Origin of the sequence: Lacibacter luteus, assembly GCF_004118265.1 — a bacterium.
Classification (GTDB): domain Bacteria; phylum Bacteroidota; class Bacteroidia; order Chitinophagales; family Chitinophagaceae; genus Lacibacter; species Lacibacter luteus.
The window spans coordinates 1,615,327-1,635,849 of record NZ_SDHW01000001.1 but is presented as its reverse complement, the minus strand read 5'-3'; the positions used below and the strand labels follow the sequence as shown (position 1 = coordinate 1,635,849).

The 20,523-nt window shown below is 40.7% G+C and carries 17 protein-coding genes; 10 read left to right on the top strand and 7 right to left on the bottom strand.

The features are described from left to right. Positions 1-13: 13 nt before the first annotated feature. The 6 genes from ESA94_RS06425 (at position 14) to ESA94_RS06400 (ending at position 8,873) form a co-directional block, all read left to right on the top strand. Entirely contained in the window at positions 14-1,519 is a 1,506-nt protein-coding gene (locus tag ESA94_RS06425) for a RagB/SusD family nutrient uptake outer membrane protein (protein ID WP_129130001.1), read from the top strand. 27 nt (positions 1,520-1,546) lie between these two features. Next, entirely contained in the window at positions 1,547-3,619 is a 2,073-nt protein-coding gene (locus ESA94_RS06420; protein WP_129130000.1) for a PKD domain-containing protein, read from the top strand. 18 nt (positions 3,620-3,637) lie between these two features. Then, a complete protein-coding gene (locus ESA94_RS06415) occupies positions 3,638-4,537 on the top strand; it encodes a PKD domain-containing protein (RefSeq protein WP_129129999.1) in 900 nt (299 codons plus the stop codon). A 3-nt stretch (positions 4,538-4,540) separates the two neighbouring features. Further along, entirely contained in the window at positions 4,541-5,572 is a 1,032-nt protein-coding gene (locus ESA94_RS06410; protein ID WP_129129998.1) for a family 16 glycosylhydrolase, read from the top strand. A 229-nt stretch (positions 5,573-5,801) separates the two neighbouring features. Next, positions 5,802-6,611: a glycoside hydrolase family 16 protein gene (locus tag ESA94_RS06405; protein WP_129129997.1), complete on the top strand. Its 810-nt coding sequence runs from the start codon at positions 5,802-5,804 to the stop codon at positions 6,609-6,611. 30 nt (positions 6,612-6,641) lie between these two features. Beyond that, positions 6,642-8,873 (top strand): glycoside hydrolase family 3 N-terminal domain-containing protein, encoded by a 2,232-nt coding sequence (locus ESA94_RS06400; RefSeq protein WP_129129996.1) that lies wholly within the window; start codon positions 6,642-6,644, stop codon positions 8,871-8,873. Positions 8,874-8,930: 57 nt separating this feature from the next. On the opposite strand, the gene ESA94_RS06395 is transcribed toward ESA94_RS06400, so the two are convergent. The 3 genes from ESA94_RS06395 to ESA94_RS06385 form a co-directional block, all read right to left on the bottom strand. Continuing rightward, the gene (locus tag ESA94_RS06395; RefSeq protein ID WP_129129995.1) at positions 8,931-9,518 is read right to left on the bottom strand and encodes a DUF4136 domain-containing protein; all 588 of its coding nucleotides are present in this window, start codon (positions 9,516-9,518) and stop codon (positions 8,931-8,933) included. Between the two features lie 107 nt (positions 9,519-9,625). Further along, on the bottom strand, positions 9,626-10,384 hold the full coding sequence (locus ESA94_RS06390; RefSeq protein WP_129129994.1) for a LytR/AlgR family response regulator transcription factor: 759 nt from the start codon (positions 10,382-10,384) through the stop codon (positions 9,626-9,628). Positions 10,385-10,415: 31 nt separating this feature from the next. Next, a complete protein-coding gene (locus ESA94_RS06385) occupies positions 10,416-11,588 on the bottom strand; it encodes a sensor histidine kinase (RefSeq protein WP_129129993.1) in 1,173 nt (390 codons plus the stop codon). Between the two features lie 286 nt (positions 11,589-11,874). On the opposite strand from ESA94_RS06385, the gene ESA94_RS06380 reads away from it, so the two are divergent. From ESA94_RS06380 to ESA94_RS06365, 4 genes are all read left to right on the top strand, one after another. Then, positions 11,875-12,921: a Kelch repeat-containing protein gene (locus tag ESA94_RS06380; protein WP_205755918.1), complete on the top strand. Its 1,047-nt coding sequence runs from the start codon at positions 11,875-11,877 to the stop codon at positions 12,919-12,921. Positions 12,922-12,950: 29 nt separating this feature from the next. Then, the gene (locus ESA94_RS06375; RefSeq protein ID WP_129129992.1) at positions 12,951-14,264 is read left to right on the top strand and encodes a DUF4270 family protein; all 1,314 of its coding nucleotides are present in this window, start codon (positions 12,951-12,953) and stop codon (positions 14,262-14,264) included. Positions 14,265-14,275: 11 nt separating this feature from the next. Continuing rightward, a complete protein-coding gene (locus ESA94_RS06370; RefSeq protein ID WP_129129991.1) occupies positions 14,276-15,526 on the top strand; it encodes a hypothetical protein in 1,251 nt (416 codons plus the stop codon). A 213-nt stretch (positions 15,527-15,739) separates the two neighbouring features. Beyond that, positions 15,740-17,578: a lectin-like domain-containing protein gene (locus ESA94_RS06365; RefSeq protein ID WP_129129990.1), complete on the top strand. Its 1,839-nt coding sequence runs from the start codon at positions 15,740-15,742 to the stop codon at positions 17,576-17,578. A gap of 50 nt (positions 17,579-17,628) precedes the next feature. Here ESA94_RS06365 and ESA94_RS06360 read toward each other — a convergent pair whose 3' ends face one another. The 4 genes from ESA94_RS06360 to ESA94_RS06345 all read right to left on the bottom strand — a co-directional run bounded on the left by ESA94_RS06360 (position 17,629) and on the right by ESA94_RS06345 (position 20,440). Continuing rightward, complete coding sequence (locus ESA94_RS06360) at positions 17,629-18,135, bottom strand: hypothetical protein (protein ID WP_129129989.1); 507 nt, start codon at positions 18,133-18,135, stop codon at positions 17,629-17,631. 101 nt (positions 18,136-18,236) lie between these two features. Continuing rightward, positions 18,237-18,698: a hypothetical protein gene (locus ESA94_RS06355; protein WP_129129988.1), complete on the bottom strand. Its 462-nt coding sequence runs from the start codon at positions 18,696-18,698 to the stop codon at positions 18,237-18,239. Between the two features lie 222 nt (positions 18,699-18,920). Continuing rightward, positions 18,921-19,769 (bottom strand): hypothetical protein, encoded by an 849-nt coding sequence (locus tag ESA94_RS06350; RefSeq protein ID WP_129129987.1) that lies wholly within the window; start codon positions 19,767-19,769, stop codon positions 18,921-18,923. Next, the gene (locus ESA94_RS06345; RefSeq protein WP_205755917.1) at positions 19,766-20,440 is read right to left on the bottom strand and encodes a hypothetical protein; all 675 of its coding nucleotides are present in this window, start codon (positions 20,438-20,440) and stop codon (positions 19,766-19,768) included. Before ESA94_RS06345 ends, ESA94_RS06350 begins: the two co-directional genes overlap by 4 nt. Positions 20,441-20,523 lie beyond the last annotated feature (83 nt).

Sequence of the window (20,523 nt, the reverse complement as noted above, 5' to 3'; positions counted from 1 at the left end):
AAAATAAAGTACAATGAAGAAGACGTTATTCTATATCGCAGGCTTGCTAATGCTTACGCTTGCTTCCTGTAAAAAATGGGTGGACTATAATCCACGTGAAGATTTCAGAATTACTGAACTCGATTATCTGCAATCAGAATCGGATTACCGCACAATGGTGGTGAGTGTGTACACACCGCTGCAATGGATCAACCAGGTAGTGCCGATAGGTGATATTGCATCTGACAATGCCGTTAGTGGTGGCGAAAATGCATCGGATGTATTATCGCTGCAACAGATCGATGATTACACACATACTCCTGTAAACTCCCAGCTTACAGAAATCTGGCAATCGGCTTACGAAGGTGTAAACCGTGCCAATTATATGACGCAGTACAAAGACAAAAACCTTGCAGGCAACGCTGTTGATTTTGCAGGTAAAGAAGCATTGTATGGCGAAGTATATTTTATCCGTGCTTATTATTATTTCACGCTGGTAAAAATGTTTGGCGATGTGCCTTTGTTTGTTGACAAGCGTTTAAGCCTCAGCGATAGTAAATCGATAGGCCGTTCGCCCAAAGCAGATGTGTACAAACAGATCGAAGCCGATCTCAACGCAGCTATTGCCGTATTACCTGCTGTGCAGCAACAGAAAGGTCGCATTACAAAATATGCAGCGCAGGCATTGTTGGGTAAAGTATTACTGTATCAAAACAAATTCGATGCTGCAGCAACTGTACTCGAAAGTGTGGTTACAGCCAATGCATTTTCACTGGTAACAAATTTTGCTTCGATGTATTTGTCAAGTGGAGAAAACGGTCCTGAATCTGTTTTTGAAATTCAGTACTCAAACAACTCACCTTATTACAACTGGGGTGGTGCTACAAGAGGCCAGGGTAACTATGCCGTACAGCAATGCGGTATACGTGGATTGAATGGTTCTGCATCAATGCCCTATTCAGCAGGATGGAGCACGAACCTTCCAACACAAAACCTTGCGAATGCGTATGCAGCAGGCGATCAGCGTAAAGCAGTAACAGTGCTTGATATTGAAGCCTACAAAACAGCAAATCCATCGTTTGGTATTACGTACCAGGTAGCACCTTATAAGAATACAGGTTTATACAACCAGAAGTATCTGCCACGCAAAGGCGAAACAAGCGGACAGCTTGAGCTCAACTATACCAACAACTTCCGCATTATCCGTTATGCAGAAGTATTGCTGATGGCAGCAGAAGCATTTAACCGTTCAACAACTGCAAATGATGCAAAAGCACAAACGTATCTCAATCTTGTTCGTCGCCGTGCATTTGGCGATAACCTGCACGATGTTGCTGCAACAGGTACAGCATTACGCCAGGCGATCTGGGACGAACGCCGTTTGGAATTAGGTATGGAAGGCGATCGCTTTTTTGATCTTGTTCGTACAGCACAGGCATCGGCAAAGATCACCGGCTTTGTTGCAGGGAAACACGAAGTGTTCCCTATTCCGCAACGTGAAGTGGAAATTTCCGGTTTAACACAAAACAACGGTTATTAATCTTCCTTAATTAAAAATTGAAGCATCATGCGTATAATTAAAAATATATTTCAGTTTGCGGTTTTGCTGCTCGTTGTAACGGGTTGTAAACCGGAACTGCACGATGATCTCTCGTTTCTTACAACGATAACCAACTCGGCAAAGCTTTCGGCTTTGTTTGAAATTACACAGGATAACACAGGTAATGTTACCATTACACCTAATGGTGAAGGTGCTGTATCGTACGACATTTATTATGGCGATGGTACTGCAGCTCTTGCTAAAGTACAGGCAGGAAAAAACACAACGCATAAATATGCAGAAGGTGTTTATTCTGTAAAGATTGTTGGTTACAATATTACCGGTAAAACAACCGAAGCAACACAACAGTTAACAGTATCGTTCCGTGCACCGGAAAATTTAGAAGTAACAGCCGATGTGGATGTTGCCAATAATTTTAAAGTAAACGTAAGTGCAAAAGCCAAATACGAAACCATGTTCCGTGTGTATTTTGGTGATGTGCCGAACGAAGTTCCTGTTTCGTTTATGGAAGGTGAAACAGTGAGTCATACTTATGCTGCTGTTGGAACTTATACTGTAAAAGTTGTTGCATTAAGCGGTGGCGCTGCAACAACACAGTTTACCAAAACCATTACGATTGTTGATCCGGTGTTGTTGCCGTTAACATTTGAATCATCAACCCTGCAATACAGCTTTACCAATTTTGGCGGTGGTGTTGTAACGGTAATTGATAACCTGCATAAAACAGGCATTAACACAACAAACAAAGTTGGACGTATGGTGAAGAATGCACCTGAAGTTTGGGGTGGCAGTGTAATTACATTGGGTGCACCGATCGATTTTTCTGCGAATAAAATTTTCCGCATGAAAGTGTACTCACCACGTGTGGGCGCAAAGGTGTTGTTGAAAGTAGAGAACGCAACAAATGGCGGCATCAATTTCGAAAAAGAAGTGAGTACAACTGTAGCTAACGGATGGGAAGACCTGGTGTTTGACTACAGTACAATTAATACAAGTAACAGTTATCAAAAAATAGTACTCATTTTCGAACTGGGTACTGTAGGCGATGGCTCTGCAAACTTTACTTTCTATTTCGATGATATCCGTTTAACCAATACCATTCCATCTGCACAAATCGATCTTCCTGTAACATTCGATGCAGCAGGAACAAATTATACGGTAACCGATTTTGGTGGTAACGCAACAGTAGACGGTGTTGATCCGGATAATAATGCCAACAAGATCAAAGTAACAACCAAAACAAACGGCGCAGAAACATGGGCAGGTACAACAATTGGTACAGCTACTGGTTTTGCAACGAAAATTCCGTTTGCCGCAAACGCAACAAAAATGAGCATCCGTGTTTATTCGCCTGCAAGCGGCATTCCGGTACGTTTAAAAGTTGAAGACAGAGCAGATGGAACAAAATCGGTTGAAACACAAGTGAACACAACGGTTGCGAATGCATGGGAAACACTCACGTTCGATTTTACCAATAACGTAAGCGGTACACCTGCATTAAACCTTGCAAACAATTACCACAAAGCATCGGTGTTTTTCGATTTTGGTGCAGCGGGTACGGCAAAGGTTTTCCGTTGGGATGATGTGAAAATGGTTGCAGCAAGTGCAGCAGGTATTGTTATTCCGTTGGATTTTGAATCAAGCTCACCTTATACCATTACCGATTTCGACGGTGGTAATTTAAGCATCATCAACAATCCGCAATCTGGTGGCATCAATACCAGTGCAAAAGTTGCACGCATGATCAAGAATGCAGGACAGCCTTGGGGCGGCAGCTTTATTACACTCGACAGTCCGATCGATTTTGGTGCAGGCAAAACATTTAAAATGAAAGTGTATTCGCCACGTGCAGGTGCAAAAGTGTTACTGAAAGTGGAGAACCTTACCAATGGCGGTATCAGTTTCGAAAAAGAAGTAACGACAACCGTTGCTAACGGATGGGAAGAACTTACGTTCGATTATAATGCCATCAATACAGCAAATACTTATCAGAAAGTGGTACTCATTTTCGATTTAGGAACTGCAGGTGACGGTACAGCAAACTTTACTTTCTTAATCGACGATATCCGTCTTCAATAACATTCTAAACTGAAGTATATGAAACTGTCAATAAAATCCTATTCACTCATAGCTTTGTTTGCAGCGTTTATTGCAGCAGGATGTGAGAAAAAAGAATACACGCTTGGTACAATTAAAACACCCGCCGACCTTACACTAACAGCAACAGTTGCCGGTGTAAATGCAGGCAACCCCGATGGAAATGGTACAGGTAATGTAAGCATCACAACAACTGCTGCCAACGCCATCACTTATAAAATTGATTTTGGTGATGGTAAATCGCAGATCGTTCCATCGGGTACCATCAACTACAAATACAATAATCCCGGCACATTTGAATATGTGATTACTGTTAATGCAATTGGTACAGCCGGTGTAACATCTACCATCAGCAAAAAAGTAAAAGTGTTTGTAGCGTTTGAAATACCTGCTGATATTGTGCAGAACCTTACAGGTGGTACTTCAAAGATCTGGGTAACAGATAAAGAAGCTCCGGGTCATGTGGGTGTTGGTCCTAACAACGAGTTTTCTCCTATCTGGTATGCAGCAACACCTAACCAGCGTGATGCCTGTTTGTACGATGATGAGATCACTTTCTCAAAAGATGCGAGCAATAATATTTACATGAGCATCGATAACAAAGGCCTATCATTTTCTATTGGTGGCGCAACTGCGTTTTATGGTTTCAGCGGTGCCGATGCCTGCTTGGGTCTTAATGCAGCCGGCAGTAAAAAGCTGGCATTCATGAATGCAACATCTGCATCCACTTCTGCTGTATCAACCCGCATTCAGTTCGAAGTGCCGGGTAATGGTATTATTAATTTTGGTACAGGAGGTAATACGTACGAGATCTTATCCATTACAGCAACAACCATTCATTTGCGTAATATCGGTATTGATGGCAATGCATGGTATCAAAAATTAAAACTGAAACCGTAATTCATGTTACGAAACATAGCTTTCATAGCAATCGTTACCGTGTTGTCGTCCCTTTCCTGCAAAAAGGGCGGCAATACCGGTAATACAGATGTTGCTCCAACAAATCTTACACTCAATGCAGTTGTAAGTACAGATAACAGCGGCAACGTTGAGTTTACTGCTGCAGCTACCAACGCAACTACTTACGAGTTTGGTTATGGTAATGGTGTGTTTGCATTGGTACCTTCGGGTAAGGTAACGTACAAGTATCCTGCAACAGGAACATACACCGTAACTGTTGTTGCCAAAAGTGCATCGGGCAAAACCATTTCAAAATCCATACAGGTAACTGTTGCAGTTGGTTTATCGCTCATCTTCAGCGATGAGTTTAATACCAACGGTGCACCCGATGGCAGCAAATGGGGTTACGATCTTGGCAATGGTACCGATGGCTGGGGCAACCAGGAGAAACAGTATTATACCAACCGCTCCGATAATGTAATTGTACAGAATGGTGTATTGCGCATTATGCTCAAGAAAGAAAATTACAGTGGATTTAATTATACCTCTGCACGTTTGCTTACGGCAAATAAGTTTTCGTTCAAGTATGGTATTGTAGAAGCAAGAGCAAAGCTTCCTTCAGGTGGTGGCACATGGCCTGCTATCTGGTCGCTTGGTGCAAACATCAATGCTGTAGGTTGGCCTTCATGTGGCGAAATTGATATTATGGAACACAAGGGAAATGATCTTAACCGCATTTTCGGTACACTGCATTACCCTGGTCGTTCGGGCGGAAGTGCCGATGGCAGTTCACGCATCATCAGCAATGCATCCACCGAGTTTCATATTTACAAACTGGAGTGGACGGCTGCTGCAATAAAAATTTATGTGGACGATGTATTGTTTCATACAGTGGCCAATACAACTTCGTTACCGTTTAACAACAACTTCTTTCTTATAATGAATGTTGCAATGGGCGGAACATTCGGCGGCGCTGTAGATGCAAATGTTACAGAAGCTGCAATGGAAGTGGATTATATACGTGTTTATCAATAATTGAGTCATATAGCAGGAATGTTAAGGGCATTCCCATAATCAATAGCAAAAGCGGATCGTGTTTTTTTCTCGAATTAAGTATCTTCTGCTTTGCTTTTTTGCTCGCTTACAGCTTTAATATCTTTTTTATGAAATGAGCCATCATAAAATATTCATTTTATTACCAACCGAAATGAAGATTTTATTGTGGCGAATAACATGTGGCCAAAATCAAATAAAAAATTAACACATGAAAACAAGTACACTACAAGTTTTACTGTTGCTGTTGTTAGGTGTTGGCGTAACAGCCAATGCACAGGTTCAGAAAAAACGAAAACTGGTTTGGAGCGATGAGTTTACAACCAATGGTTTGCCCGACAGTACAAAATGGAGTTACGATATTGGCCGTGGCTGTCCCAATAATTGTGGTTGGGGAAATAATGAATTGCAGTATTATACCAAAGAACGGAAAGAAAACGCAAGGGTTGAAAACGGCAAACTCATCATCGAAGCACATAAAGAAAAAATGGAAGATGCAAATTATTCATCTGCACGTTTGGTTTCGAAAAACAAAGGCGATTGGAAATATGGTCGCATTGAAATAAAAGCCAAACTTCCGGCAGGGAAAGGTATATGGCCTGCCATCTGGATGTTGCCGACCAAATGGGAATATGGCGGATGGCCGCACAGTGGCGAAATTGACATTATGGAATATGTTGGCTACCTGCCCGATTCGTTGTTTGCAACAGTACACACCGGCGCATTTAATCATGTAAAGGGTACACAGGTTGGCAGCAGTATTTTGGTAAAAGATCTGTCCACGGCATTTCATGTGTATGCCATTGATTGGTCGGCCGACAAAATTATTTTTTTACTTGACGGGAAAGAATATCATCGTTTCGTGAATAATAAATCAGGTAGTGAAGCATGGCCTTTTGATAAACAGTTTCACCTGTTATTAAATGTTGCAGTAGGTGGTAACTGGGGCGGCAAGTTTGGTGTGGATGATGCCATTTTTTCGCAGCGTATGGAAATTGATTATGTTCGTGTATATCAATAACGATTGTTTTAATACTAAATCAACACAACTATGAAGCGTGTTGCACTCTTACTCTTTTTTTCTTTAAGTACTGTTCTTATTTCTGCGCAAACAACCAATGTATCGAAGATGAATCGTTTTCTCGATTCGTTGATACGTTTGATGACGCTGGAAGAAAAGATCGGGCAGATGAACCAATACAGCAGCGACTTTGCTGCAACCGGGCCTATTACAAAAGATGGTGATAAACAAACGCAGGTGCGTAAGGGAATGATCGGTTCTTACCTGAATGTAACCGGTGCAGAACGTACACGTTCTTTACAGGAAATTGCGATGCAGAGCCGTTTGAAAATTCCATTATTGTTCGGACAGGATGTAATACATGGTTACCGTACTATTTTTCCTTTGCCATTAGCCGAAGCTGCCAGTTGGGATATGGAAGCCATTGAACTGAGTGCACGCATTGCAGCTATTGAAGCAAGTGCAGCAGGTATACACTGGACATTTGCACCAATGGTTGACATTAGTCGTGATCCTCGCTGGGGTCGTGTAATGGAAGGCGCAGGCGAAGATCCCTTGCTTGGTTCGTTTATTGCAAAAGCAAGAGTAAAAGGTTTCCAGGGAAATGGGTTTGGTTATACCGATGCGGTGCTTGCATGTGTAAAACATTTTGCTGCCTATGGTGCAGCAATTGGCGGTCGTGATTATAATTCGGTTGACATGAGCAACCGCATGTTGTATGAAACGTATCTGCCGCCATTTAAAGCCGCTGTCGATGCAGGTGCTGCAACGTTTATGAATTCGTTCAACGATCTCAACGGTGTACCGGCAACGGGTAACCGCTTTTTGCAACGGGATATTTTAAAAGGCCAGTGGAAGTTCACCGGTTTTGTTGTGAGCGATTGGGGCAGTGTGGGCGAAATGGTGAATCATGGTTATGCAAAAGATAATTACGAAGCCGCAATGCTGGCAGCAAATGCCGGCAGCGATATGGATATGGAAAGCCGTGCATACATTCAGCATCTTGCACGGTTGGTGAAAGAAGGTAAAGTAAAGATGAGTGTAATTGATGATGCGGTGCGTCGTATTCTGCGTAAGAAATACGAATTGGGTTTGTTCGCCGATCCGTACAAATTCAGCAATGTAGAACGGGAAAAACAACAATGGAATAATCCGCAACATCTTGCGGCTGCAAAAGAAATAGCTGCAAAGAGTATTGTGTTGCTGAAGAACGAAAAGCAGCTGTTGCCAATTTCAAAACAAACAAAAAAGATCGCATTAGTTGGTCCGCTGGTAAAAGCAGTAAAAGAACATCTGGGTTTCTGGAGTTACGATTGGGATGATGATTCTGTTCGTGTGCCGAGTTTATATCAAGCTGTTCAGAACAAAGTGGGCAGCAACACACAATTGCTTTATGCAAAAGGTTGTGAACTGACAGATACAAGCCGTGAAGGTTTTGCAGAGGCAGTTACTACAGCATCGAATGCAGATGTGGTGGTGATCTATGTTGGTGAAACAAGAAACATGAGTGGTGAGGCAAAAAGCCGTAGCAATATTCATATACCCGGTGTGCAGGAAGAGTTGATCAAAGCCGTTGCAGCAACAGGTAAGCCCGTTGTTGTATTAATTGCAGCAGGCAGACCGTTGGTGTTTAACTGGACTGCAGAAAATGTTCCTGCCATTTTATACACCTGGTGGTTGGGTACAAAAGGTGCCGATGCAATTGCCGATGTGTTGTTTGGCGATTATAATCCTTCGGGTAAACTGCCAATGACTTTTCCAAGAAGTGAAGGACAGATTCCCATCTATTACAATCATTACAATACCGGCCGTCCTGCAAAAAGTGAAACCGATGTAAACTATGTTTCGGCTTACACCGATTTAGTAAACAGTCCGCAGTATCCATTTGGTTTTGGATTGAGTTACACCAATTTTCAGTACAGCGAAATTCAACTGAATAAGTTTTCGCTTAAACCGGGCGAAACATTAACTGCTACAGTTACGGTTACCAATAACGGTAATTTCGATGGCGAAGAAGTAGTACAGCTCTACATAAGAGATATTACAGGTTCGGTAGTACGGCCCGTAAAAGAATTAAAAGCATTTCAAAAAATTAAACTGAAGAAAGGGGAGCATAAGCAAGTACAATTTATGCTTACTGCAAACGATCTGCGTTTTTACAACGATAAGCTGCAATACATGTACGAGCCGGGTGAATTTCATTTATTCATCGGCGGTAACAGCCGTGATGCAAAACATGTAAAGTTTGAATTAAAGAAATAGCCAACTATTGATTCTGAATAAAACAAAACCCTTTCGTAATCGAAAGGGTTTGTTGTTTTATCGTTTTGCCAGGTCGGCTTTTTTAAAGATAGATCGTACCGCTGCATCAATTTCCCTTGATGTAAGATTACGGTTACTAACCTCATCGGTAGCCCAGCCCTGCCAAACAGTTTTACCACTTCCGGCATCAATCATATTAATTGTAATGGTTCCTTCTTTAATGGTACGTTCACTACGGTCGTAGCCAACAAACTGCGAAGGATAGTTTACAATAAAATATCTTCTGTAAGCCGGGCTGTAAAATGTTCTGTAGAACGGCTGGGTGTAAACAGGATCGTTCCGTTCTACTGTTGAACGTTCAACCAACAGATCATAACTCAACAAAATATCGGGCCGGCGTTTTGTTTCATTCCATCCGGCTTTTGTTAACTCTTTACTTACTGCTTCACGAATATTTTTTTCTGTAAGATCATTGCTGTTGTTGCGATCGTTTCTTCCCTGGCCATCCTGGTCGATCCATGCAAAGGTTTTGTAATTGGAAAAATTAAACGCTTTGTCTTTTTCAATATGTGCGGCAGGTCCGCAACCGATGAGTAGTAGTAAAACGACGGGTAAAAATAGCCATCTGCTCAAATGATTTTTCATAATGCCTCCTTTGTTTTTGTAGTATGTTCAATTAACGTACCACTGACTGCAGAGGATTACTGTCGTTTATTAAAGCAATGTGAAAAGGAGAGGAATAAAGTTGAATTTTAACTTTTCAGCCAGTTAAGAAATGCCGATGCTTTTGTTTTGTTGATGATAATCTCTTCTTCTGTTTTTACATGTAGTTTAATGAAGAGCTTCCTTAAACTGTAATGTTCCACTTCCTTAATACTTTCTTTGTTCACAAGAAATTGCCGGTTGGCACGAAAGAAAGAAGTGCCGCAAAGATCTTCCAGTTCATCAAGCGAACTGTTTACCTGGTAACGTTGGTTAAGTATAGTTGTAAGCGAAGTAAATTTATGTTCCACTTTAAAGCAGGCCACTTCTGTTGTTTTAACAGGAATGATTTTATTGCCATTATTGATGAGCAATACCTGTGGCTTAGTTTGCTTTCCGGTAATGTTTGCAAGCAATGCTTCGTAATTAACAGAAGGCAGTTTGCTGTTATTCTGCAGCAGCATCTTGTATTTGCTCAGTGCATTTTCAATACTTGTTCCGGAGTATGGTTTCAATACATAAGCAATACCGTTATGATCGAATGCCTGCAATGCATGATCGTGGTAAGCTGTGCAGTAAATAACCGGAATGGTTGGCTGTACAGCTTTAAAAATTTCAAAACTGTAGCCATCGCCCAGTTGAATATCACTGAAGATCAGTTGTGTTTTATGAGGTTCGTTAAAATAAGTAATGGCTTCTTTTACCGAGCTGAGCACTGCATCGATCGTAATCGATGGATCAATTTGTGTGAGCAGTTCGCAAAGCTCATCCGAAACCAGTTGTTCGTCTTCAATTAAAACAATATGCATGTGCGTATCAGTTTTAGTAATGCAGTTGTTATCAGGATAATATTTTGATGGTTACGGCAAATTCGTTGTTCGTTGTTTTTACTACAATTGTTTCGTTTGCCAGTAAACGGTAACGTTCGGCAAGGTTTTGCAGACCGATGCCTGTTGATTCTTCTGCATACGCTTTTGGTTGTCTTGTATTTTTTATGCTGATCGTATTTGTTTCTTTTTGATAATCGATGGCAATATGCAGTGGTGCTTCATTGGAAAGCGTATTATGTTTGATCGCATTTTCAACCAATGTAAGCAAAGCATATACCGGCAGCTTCCCCTCAACATTGTACAGGTCTGTATTTGCAACAGTATATGTCAGCATCGATTGAAATCTTGTTTTCTGCATATCGAGATAGGTCAAACAAAACTGCAGTTCATCTTTCAGGCTTACCAACGAGTCGTGTGCAGTGCTGGTAGAAAAACGCAGTACATCTGCCAGCTGCAATAAATACTGCTCGGCTTTTTGCTGATCTTTTTTCATCAGTAACCGCAATGTATTAAGTGAGTTGAACAGGAAATGTGGATGCAGCTGCATTTTCAACTGGTTGTTTCTTGCTTCAAGATTGCTCTGCCGCAACGCCTGGTTTTCGAGTTCTATTTTTTGTTTGCGTAGTGTAAGCAAAAAAAGTTCACAAACAATCAGTATGATCATGTTAATGGTAAGCGCATGAATAAACTGCGGAAAGAAAAATCCACGATGCCTGCGCCGGTCGTTAGGTATGCGTAGTACATCATTGCTGCCAAGTGCTAATTGCGGCGCTAAATTTATTTGACCGTTTGCGATGTTCATGCCGGGATTTATTTCCATGCCGCCGGGTACGACGTTTCTTTTTTCGCTTAGTTTAATTTGTGGCGGAGGAAAATAACTACGCATAATATCCGACAGGCCCATTGCTATAACAAATGAGAGACAGATACTGATAGCTGAGCGGATAACAATTTTTTGCAGGAAAGGAATGCGCTGTTCAAGAATCAGCAGCGTAATGTTAATAAGCCAGAATAAAAAAGTGATACCTGTAATAAAGGCAATGCCGGGAATAAAAAAGGAGAACTTGTTAAGTTCAAAACGAACAAACGGTATACCTGCTATTAAACCAAATAAAGGAGTAGTAATAAGTATCGTAAGAAAAAGCTTGTTACGTAGCTTTTTGTTTTTTAAAATTTCATTCATACACAGTGCTGATCGGGCAAAGGTGCGGTGTGCAGCTTGTTTTTTCAACGCAGCAAACGGGGTTTAACAATCTTTACTGTTAACGGTTTTAAGATTTGTTGTTCGCTTTTTTTGCTTCATAAATGAACGTTTCTCTTCAACTGTTTTCATGTACACTTTACTTCCGCTTTTGTCCATTTCAGTCCCTTTAACATTTTCTTTCGTGCTGCTTTAAAAAATATTTGTGCATCAAAACAGGCTGCTGTGCCGTTGCAGGCAGCAAACATCTTCACTAAACTTTTTTGGAATGACAATTAAATTTAACGCAATGCGCAAGAGAGGTTTTCGTACAGTTACGTACTTGTTTTTGCTGGCAGCTGTTGTATCGCTCAGCGCCTGCAGCAAAGCAACAGACGATGACGACGATGTAACAGGTAACTGGAAACGCAGTTACGAATTTGAAGGCGTAGGCCGAACAGAAGCAGTAACATTCACCATCGGTAACAAAGTGTTTGTTGGTTTGGGCTACGATGGTACTGACAGGCTTGTTGATCTTTGGGAGTTCGATCAATCAACAGGAACATGGTACAGACGTGCCGATTTTCCCGGTATTGCACGTAACAGCGCTGTAGCTTTTGCTGCAAACGGTAAAGGTTATGTTGGCACAGGTTACGACGGTATAAAAAAATTAAAAGACTTCTGGGAGTACGATCCTGCAACAAATGCATGGAAACAGGTTGCAGACTTTGGCGGTTCTGAACGTTATGGTGCGGTTGCGTTTACCATTGCAGATAAAGGTTATGTTGGTACCGGTTACGATGGGAACTATTTGAAAGATCTGTGGCAGTATGATCCGTTAACAGATACCTGGACGCAGAAGGCAAGTCTTGCAGGTAGTAAACGTACCGATGCAGTTGCATTTGTACACAGCGATAAAGGATATGTAGTAACAGGAATTAATAACGGAAGTTATCTTAACGATTTCTGGGTGTACGATCCTGCAACAAATGCATGGACAGAAAAAAGAAAGATCACCAGTGTAAGCGATGAAGATTATGATGATGATTATGGCAGCAATATTACACGTAACAATGGCGTAGTGTTTATTATGAATGACATTGCTTATCTCTCAACAGGAAACATCAGCGCTGCAACAAGTTCTACATGGGCTTATAATATTGCCAACGATACATGGGAAATAAAAACCGGAATGGAAGGTACAGCAAGAGAAGGCGCTGTTGGCTTCGCTGTAAACGGAAGAGGGTTTATTACAACAGGTCATAACAGCAGTTCAAGATTTGATGATCTGTGGGAGTTCTTTCCATTTACAGAGCAAAGCGACGACGATAATTAATTTCCTTTTATTTCTCTAAATTTTTAAGCATGTGTAAATGGCTGGTTTCATCTTGTGCAACACTGTTTGTATTGCTGTTGCTGCTGCAGAGTTGCCAGAAAGTGGATATTGATTTTGCTGAACCCGATTATACAAACGATCCGAACGTAACCTACTATAACAACTTTGAAACAGAAACAGGAACATACAAAGTAGATTCGTTTGTTACATCGGGTAGTTCGCTGTTTACCATTGGTTACAACAACGATTCTTATATGGGGGTAACAACGGCAGCCTCCTATGCTGAGCTGCAGCTGCCGGGTGCAAACCCGGTGGCGAATGCCAGTGTTGTGTTCGATTCGTTGCAGTTGTTGTTAATACCAAAGGGAAGTTTTTCAGGCGATAGTTCAATTCCGTTTACGTTTAACGTGTATCGGCTTTCGCAAAACATCCGTAATAAAACCGATGAAAATTTTTATAACAGGTCTTCGTTTCCGCATTACAGCGAAAAGATCGGTTCGCAAACAATCAACCTTTCGAACAAAACAGGAACAACAATCGCTGTTCGGTTAAGCGATGCGTTGGGGCAGGAGCTGCTGGATAAATTCGTTACAAGTGCAATTGAAGTATCCGACTCCAGTAATTTTTACGAATATTTTAAAGGCATTTGTATTGCAGCCGATTCAACTTCAACAAAAGCAGTTACATCGTTCAGCAGCGGAACAGAAACACTGGTACGTTTAACCTACCATGAAAAGGGATTGTACACAAGCTACAAGCATCTCGATTTTGTGTACACCAATTCCCGGCAGTTTAACCGTATTCAGTTTCGAACAACAACAACAAATCTTGCTGCAGCAGTTAACGGAAAATCGCAATTGCTCAGCAGCGAAGTAACAGGTGGTTACAGTTATTTAAACAGTTGTTTCGGTTCGTACATACGTATTGGTTTTCCAACCTTGCTTACGTTGAAAGAAAAAAATCCAAACATACGTGTGCTTAATGCAAAACTGATCGTAAGGCCGCACAGCAGCACATGGGCTTTGCCTTTTCAGTTGCCTTCATCGCTTTACCTGTATTCAACGGATAACACCAATTTACCTGTAGCTGCTTTTACCAATGGCGATGCAAGTAACCCCGTGATGTTAACAGGCAATCTTGTAATTGATAAGTTGTATGGGAAGGAAACCTATTACAGTTATGATGTAACAACTTTCATCAATACAAAAATTGCAGAAGGACAGTTTTCGCAATCGGCTATTCTGCTTGCACCGGCATCCGGCAGTTTTAACGATGGGTTTCACCGCCTCATTCTGCAGGGAGAAAATTCGGTACAGCTGCAGCTGTATGTACTTGGACTGTAAAAAATAAACAGATGAATCAAACATATTTTTTTCTAACAGCTGCTTTGTTTATTGCAGGCAGCAGCAGTGCACAGAATATTTCTTCACCTTATTCTGTATTAGGCATCGGTGATATTGAAACAACCGATCACGGACGTTATGCAGCAAGTGGCAGTGCGTCTGTTTCACGAAGAGAAGTGGGCTATTATAATTTTTCAAACCCCGCTTCTTTAACAGTGATCCCGTACAAGAATATCAATCTCGATATGTCGTTTCGTGGACGAAGCAGTAAGTACAAAATGCCGGGCACCGACACGGTTATTGGTCCTGCAAGCGATTTTATTGTAAAGAAAGTTTCCCTTGCATACAAGATCACTCCAAAGTCGGCTTTTGCCATTGGATTAAAACCCTACAGCACGGTCGATTATCAGTATGTAAGCAGTTCTGAACTCAACGATCCCAATCTCGATTACCTGCGTTACACGCAAGGCACGGGAGGAATTTATCAAACCTATTTCTCCTATGCACATACATTAGGTAAACAGTTATCGGCAGGTATTACTACATCGTGGTTATTTGGTTCATTACAGAATACCACCAGTTTTTACAGCAATTCGTATGCATTGGAAATAGATAAAAAAGAAACAAAGTTTTACAACAGTGCAGGTGTAACTGCAGGGCTGCAATATTATTCATCGGAAAAGAAGAAATGGCAACATACTGTTGGTGCAACTGTATCATTGTTCAGCAAGCTGAAAGGTTACAGCCAGATCGAATACATTGAAGCCGATACGGTGTTAAGTAATACAAAAGCAGAAGATATCAGTTTTGCAATGCCGGTATCGGGCAGCTTGGGTTATAGTCTTGCCAACCGTAATGGCTTATCGTTTCATGTGCAGGGAACTTACCAGCAATGGCCGGTGCAAAAAATTGCATACAAGAATATTTCTATACAGGATGCGGTGGGGTTTAATGCAGGTATGGAGTACAGCAATAAAATTAAAGTGAACGAATACACGGTTGAGAAGTATTACCTGGCGCTGGGCTTTCGTTACGATCAGAGCTACCTGGCCACAGGTAACAACCGTTTAATTGATTATGCCATTACGTTTGGTGGTGGTAAAAATATTACCCCGGCTATGGGCATTAATCTCAGTATGGAAGCAGGAAAAAAAGGCAACAGTTCGCTAAACCAGGTACGGGAAAATTACTTCCAGTTTTCAATTGGTGTAACGTTGAAAGATATCTGGTACAGCAGTAAAAAGTTTGGTGTGTACAGGTAATACCAAGCCCGACAGCCGGCTTTTTTTAATGCGTTACGGGGCCCTCGTTACAAACGGGGGCTTTATTTTGCCCCTCAGTCAATGTTTTTTCCGGTTTTTTTATACTTTCGGCCCTGTGTATTTCGTTATACAAACCTGATTTGAACGTTCAGGCTGAATAAATTGCAGAATTCGCCTGCACACCCAAACCTAAAGAACCATACCAAGACGCTTATGAAACCATTTCTATCGCTTAACTGTTTCCTTTTCTTTATCTTTTTCAGTATTAATAGTTATGCCCAGCAGTTTATTACGCAAGGTGAGGCTGTACTCGTAGATCCCGTAACGTACCGTATTACACCCAGTCTTGGTGGGAGGACAGGGATGATAACAAACCTTTATCCCGTAAATCTGGCGCAAAATTTTACCATCAATTTCCGCATATACCTCGGAGTTAACGATCCTGGTGGTGCCGATGGTCTGGCGTTTGTTCTCAGTAATGTTTGTTCGCCCACTCTTGCACCCGGGCAGGGACTGGGAGCATCCGGTATACCTAATTCGATTATTGTAGAATTTGATACCTATAACAATGGGCCAACAACAAACGATTTTGATAACGATCATACCGGTATTTATGCTGATGGGCAATTGAATGCCGGCGGTAACATTATGGATGGTACAGGCGGGCAGGCAGTTTGCTTACGCAGCAGCTGTGCCAATGTGGAAGATGGTGCCTGGCACGATGTAACCATCAGGTGGGATTATTTAAGTGCATCTTCACAGCGCATCAGTATTACGTTTGATGGCGAATTAAGAGCTACGTCAACACGCAACCACATAGCAGAACGTTTTGCAAATAATACCAACGTGTTTTGGTCGGTATCAGGTTCTACCGGTGCATCCAGTAATCTGCAGCAGTTTAGAGTGGTAGATAATAACAATAATAATTTCGCAGTTTGTTCGGGCAGCACGGTTACACTTAATGCCCCAACACTCGGCAGCAATTATGCATGGACGGGTGGTTCAACTTCTACAACCAATACGGCTACTTATACCTTTACATCCAACGCAACAATTTCCTGTAGCTATCGTGATTATTGCGGTGTAAACCGAACGGTGAATTTTACAATTACTGCAAACCCTAATCCGGTAGTAACTGTTCAGGATATTAATGTGTGCGAATTAAACCCGCCACCATTACGAGCAACACCTGCGGTGCCCGGCACGTACAATTATGCGTGGACGGTTCCGGCAGGTGCAACCAATCCCGGTAATGTGGCTTCGTTTACAACACTGGTTCCTGGTGCATATACCGTAATAATAACTAACCCCACAACTACCTGTTCGAGTGCGCCGGCAACAGGTAATGTTATTACTGCACCTGCTATTGATCCGGTATTCAGCTCTGTTCCCGATACAATTTGCCGTGGCGATATTATGAGTCCGTTACCCTTAACATCCGACAATGGTATTACAGGTACATGGGCGCCTGTGGTAAATAACCAGGCAACTACTACTTACACGTTTACACCTGCAGGTACAGTTTGTGCATATACAAAACAAGTAACCATTGTTGTAAACAATATACCCGCTGCCGACTTAAGTTCATTTAACAAAATATGCAGGGGAGAAGTGATTACACTCGATCCGAAAGCAACAGGATACGATCTTACTTATATGTGGCAGGATGGAAGCACAACACCTGTTTACAATGCAACAACGCCTGGTACCTATTCTGTTACCGTAAGCAACGGTTGTGGCAGCACTACAGTTTCGGCTACATTAACATTAGGTGTTTGTAATATTTACATTCCTACTGCTTTTACACCAAACAGTGATGGGCTGAACGATTTCTTCCGTGTGATGGGCGCTTCCTACATCCGCACTTTTTCAATGGAAGTGTATAACCGCTGGGGTCAACGTCTGTTCAGCAATACCAATCCGTTTGTTGGATGGAATGGAACGTTTAAAGGCATGCAGCAGGATGCAGGTATGTATGTGTACCATATCCGTTACACGAACCTTGTAGGAGAAGCAAGTGATGTAAAAGGAACGTTTACTTTGCTGCGGTAAATATATTGATGAGTTTAAATAACGAGCCTCCATTAGGAGGCTTGTTATTTTTAGAAGGTTTTTAAGTCTGTCAATTTTGAACCTATTAAGCTTATGCTTGAATGAAAGCCGGCAAATATGCTGTCAACAGATGTAGCCAATTCTCTGTCTAACGATTCAACATCACGAACATTTAGTATATAGTCGTTATTTTTCAAGATCAAACTCCCAGTCGTTGTGGTTATATCTGACGTTACATAAATAAATTTGTCAAAAATCAAATCGCCATTATTGTCATATCTTATGTTCGAGGTATAGCTAGTCATTCCGTTTTCTTCTTCTCTTATTTGAAACAGGCCAATTGAAATGTCTATGCCTTCTTTCTCGGTATGTATAAATTCAGGATGGTAAAATGATAATGTTACCTCAACAAGTTGAAATTCATTAACAAATGAGTTGGATGAAAGATGCGAATATAGTCCGGAAAATTGGGCGTCTTTTTTTAAAACTGATTTAAATTCTTTAAAATCGTCTTCAATTTTTAATAGACATTTATTTATTATGTCCAGGTATTTCATTCTTAACTATAAAATTGGTATTTCAAAAATGGTTGCTGTGTCGGATAATTGAACATAACGGGCAGGGTTTTATGTGGGTTGGGAATTGCAAATAGTTCATGTTATGCACCGTTTTTATTTTTTGCGAGTCTTAACAGTATCAACCAGATCACAAGTTGTAGAAAGAATAGCCCTTTTATTCTCCAATCTTTCAGAATATCGACTTCTCTCCATTTGTCAACTCTAAACTTTGGATTCCAAGGATCTCCTTCACTAACTCTGTCTTTCCCAATTACTCGTCCTTCGATAATATATAAGTCAACCCCCATTGGGTCTATATTCGTCGATGGTCGTTCTGTCACATAAATTTCAGAATAGTCCAAATTGTACTTTTTAAGACTATCAGGCGTAATATTTTTTAAATACAGCTGTCCACCCTCTACGGTTTCATCTGGGCAAGTACAAGCGAGTCCACTTACTTTTAAATGTCCCCAATGAAAAGGTGAGATGTAGTCACTAAAAATAATTAGCTGCCCTAAAAGAAGGAGTCCACCTACTATTAAAATTTTCTTTTGTTTTGTCACTTTGGTGTCGCACTAAAATGCCGCCTAACGTTCAGGGCTTTCTGCTGTGCTGATATTCCGTGTTACATCAACCCGAACTGTTGCTGAGTAAAGTTAATGAAGATGAGAATATATTCTATTGCCGGCTTTATTCGTCAAGCCCGGACTGAAGCCGAACAGCGATATACAGATGAGTACTTATTCGTCAGACAGCATAGCAGAAAACCCTATGTTGTGTGTAGTTTACTTTATAATGCTATAGTCGAAATTTGCAACTTTTAAATTCCACAATTTAAGCGTTTGTCTTGCTTTTAGATTTTCTTGCTCTTCACTTACAACAAGTTTATCAGTAAACGACCTAACGTATTGACTCCAATAGTTTCCCTTAGAATCGCATAACAGGAAGTAAAATCCTGCGTCACCAAACTTTAATCCTGAAGATTCTAATATAAGTTCGTTTTTGTTACCAACAGTTGGTTTTAATATGACGGTGGCGTTTCCTTTGGGCAATGGGAAAATAGCTTTTATGCAGGTAGTTTTTGACGGAAGAGTACAAGTGGAATAAATTCCAGAGTAAATAATTTTTTCTGTTGATTGTAATTTTCGCAGCCAGATAATGTATTTCACGTTTCCATTGGAAATTAATTCAATTATTTCATTTGTTAGGTTTTCAGATTCTTGAATATTTTCAGTTGGAATATTTAATTGGTTAATTCGCTGGCTAAATAATCTGCTAACAAAAAAACCAAATGGCTTAAAAAGTGGATTCCATTTTACATTTAATTGTAGTTTATAGTCTGCTGTTCTTTCGTAAAAATCAATGACTTTTCGGGAAAGATTTTTAATCTCGTTCTCTGTTAAATCAAGATTAGAGATAGAATGTAACAACCCTTTTGAACTACAATTTCTTATTACCGTTAAGTTTTCTTTTTGAGCTAATTGATAAATAAAACTTTCGCCAATGCCATTTAATTCTCCAAAAGGACCGGTTAGCCAAAAGTATTCAGCTGGATTAATTTTTCTACCCCAAAGAATGACCCATTGTTGAGTGAACCAATCCTGAAACTTTTGCTTTCTGTATGCCAAACTCATAGAAGCTCAGTTTTATAAGGTATATAATTTTGCTTGTTGTTCCATTCTCCGTATTCTGTTAAAGGTCTGAATCGAAGTGTTGTAAATTCAAAGTGAAAATCTTTTCTTTCACGTTCTTTCATTGCATTTATATGCCTTTTGGGTTGTGGCATCATGCTGTGGCCATGAACCATATCAGTCATTTCTTTTTGTGTTTTCCAAATTGAGAACGTGGAAACAATATTTGGATATCTAATTGATGCTAAGGATAGAGTTGTGCCATTATGGTCACGGACTTGTTTTTCAACTGGCCTTCCCCAACGAAGAAACCGTGGAATTTGGCTGTATTTCATTCTGGCGATTGTTACCGCTACAACTGCTTTTTCATTAGCTATTTCGCTTACCAAAGTCGGAATTTGAAATCCTGAAATTTTACCCCATTGTCTTACAAATTCTAATCTTATATGCCAACCTTTTGCTATTTGCCTTCCATAAGGATGTTTTTGCAAAAATTCATTTAGATAATCCTCATTTTCCCATTGGGCAAAAACAACAATTTCTCTGTTGAAAATTCTTGATTTAGAGAAAATTGATGAACCTAAAACCATAGCAGACATTGTTTCTGCATGAATCAATCCTTGTATTTTTTTCGGATTAATAGGAAAAGCCATCATCCGAAGTGCAGAAGTCAAGGATAATTTTACGAGATGGTAGGAAAATACACTCATTTTATGTCTGTCAAATGGCGACGAGGGGTCGAATTAAATTACACATA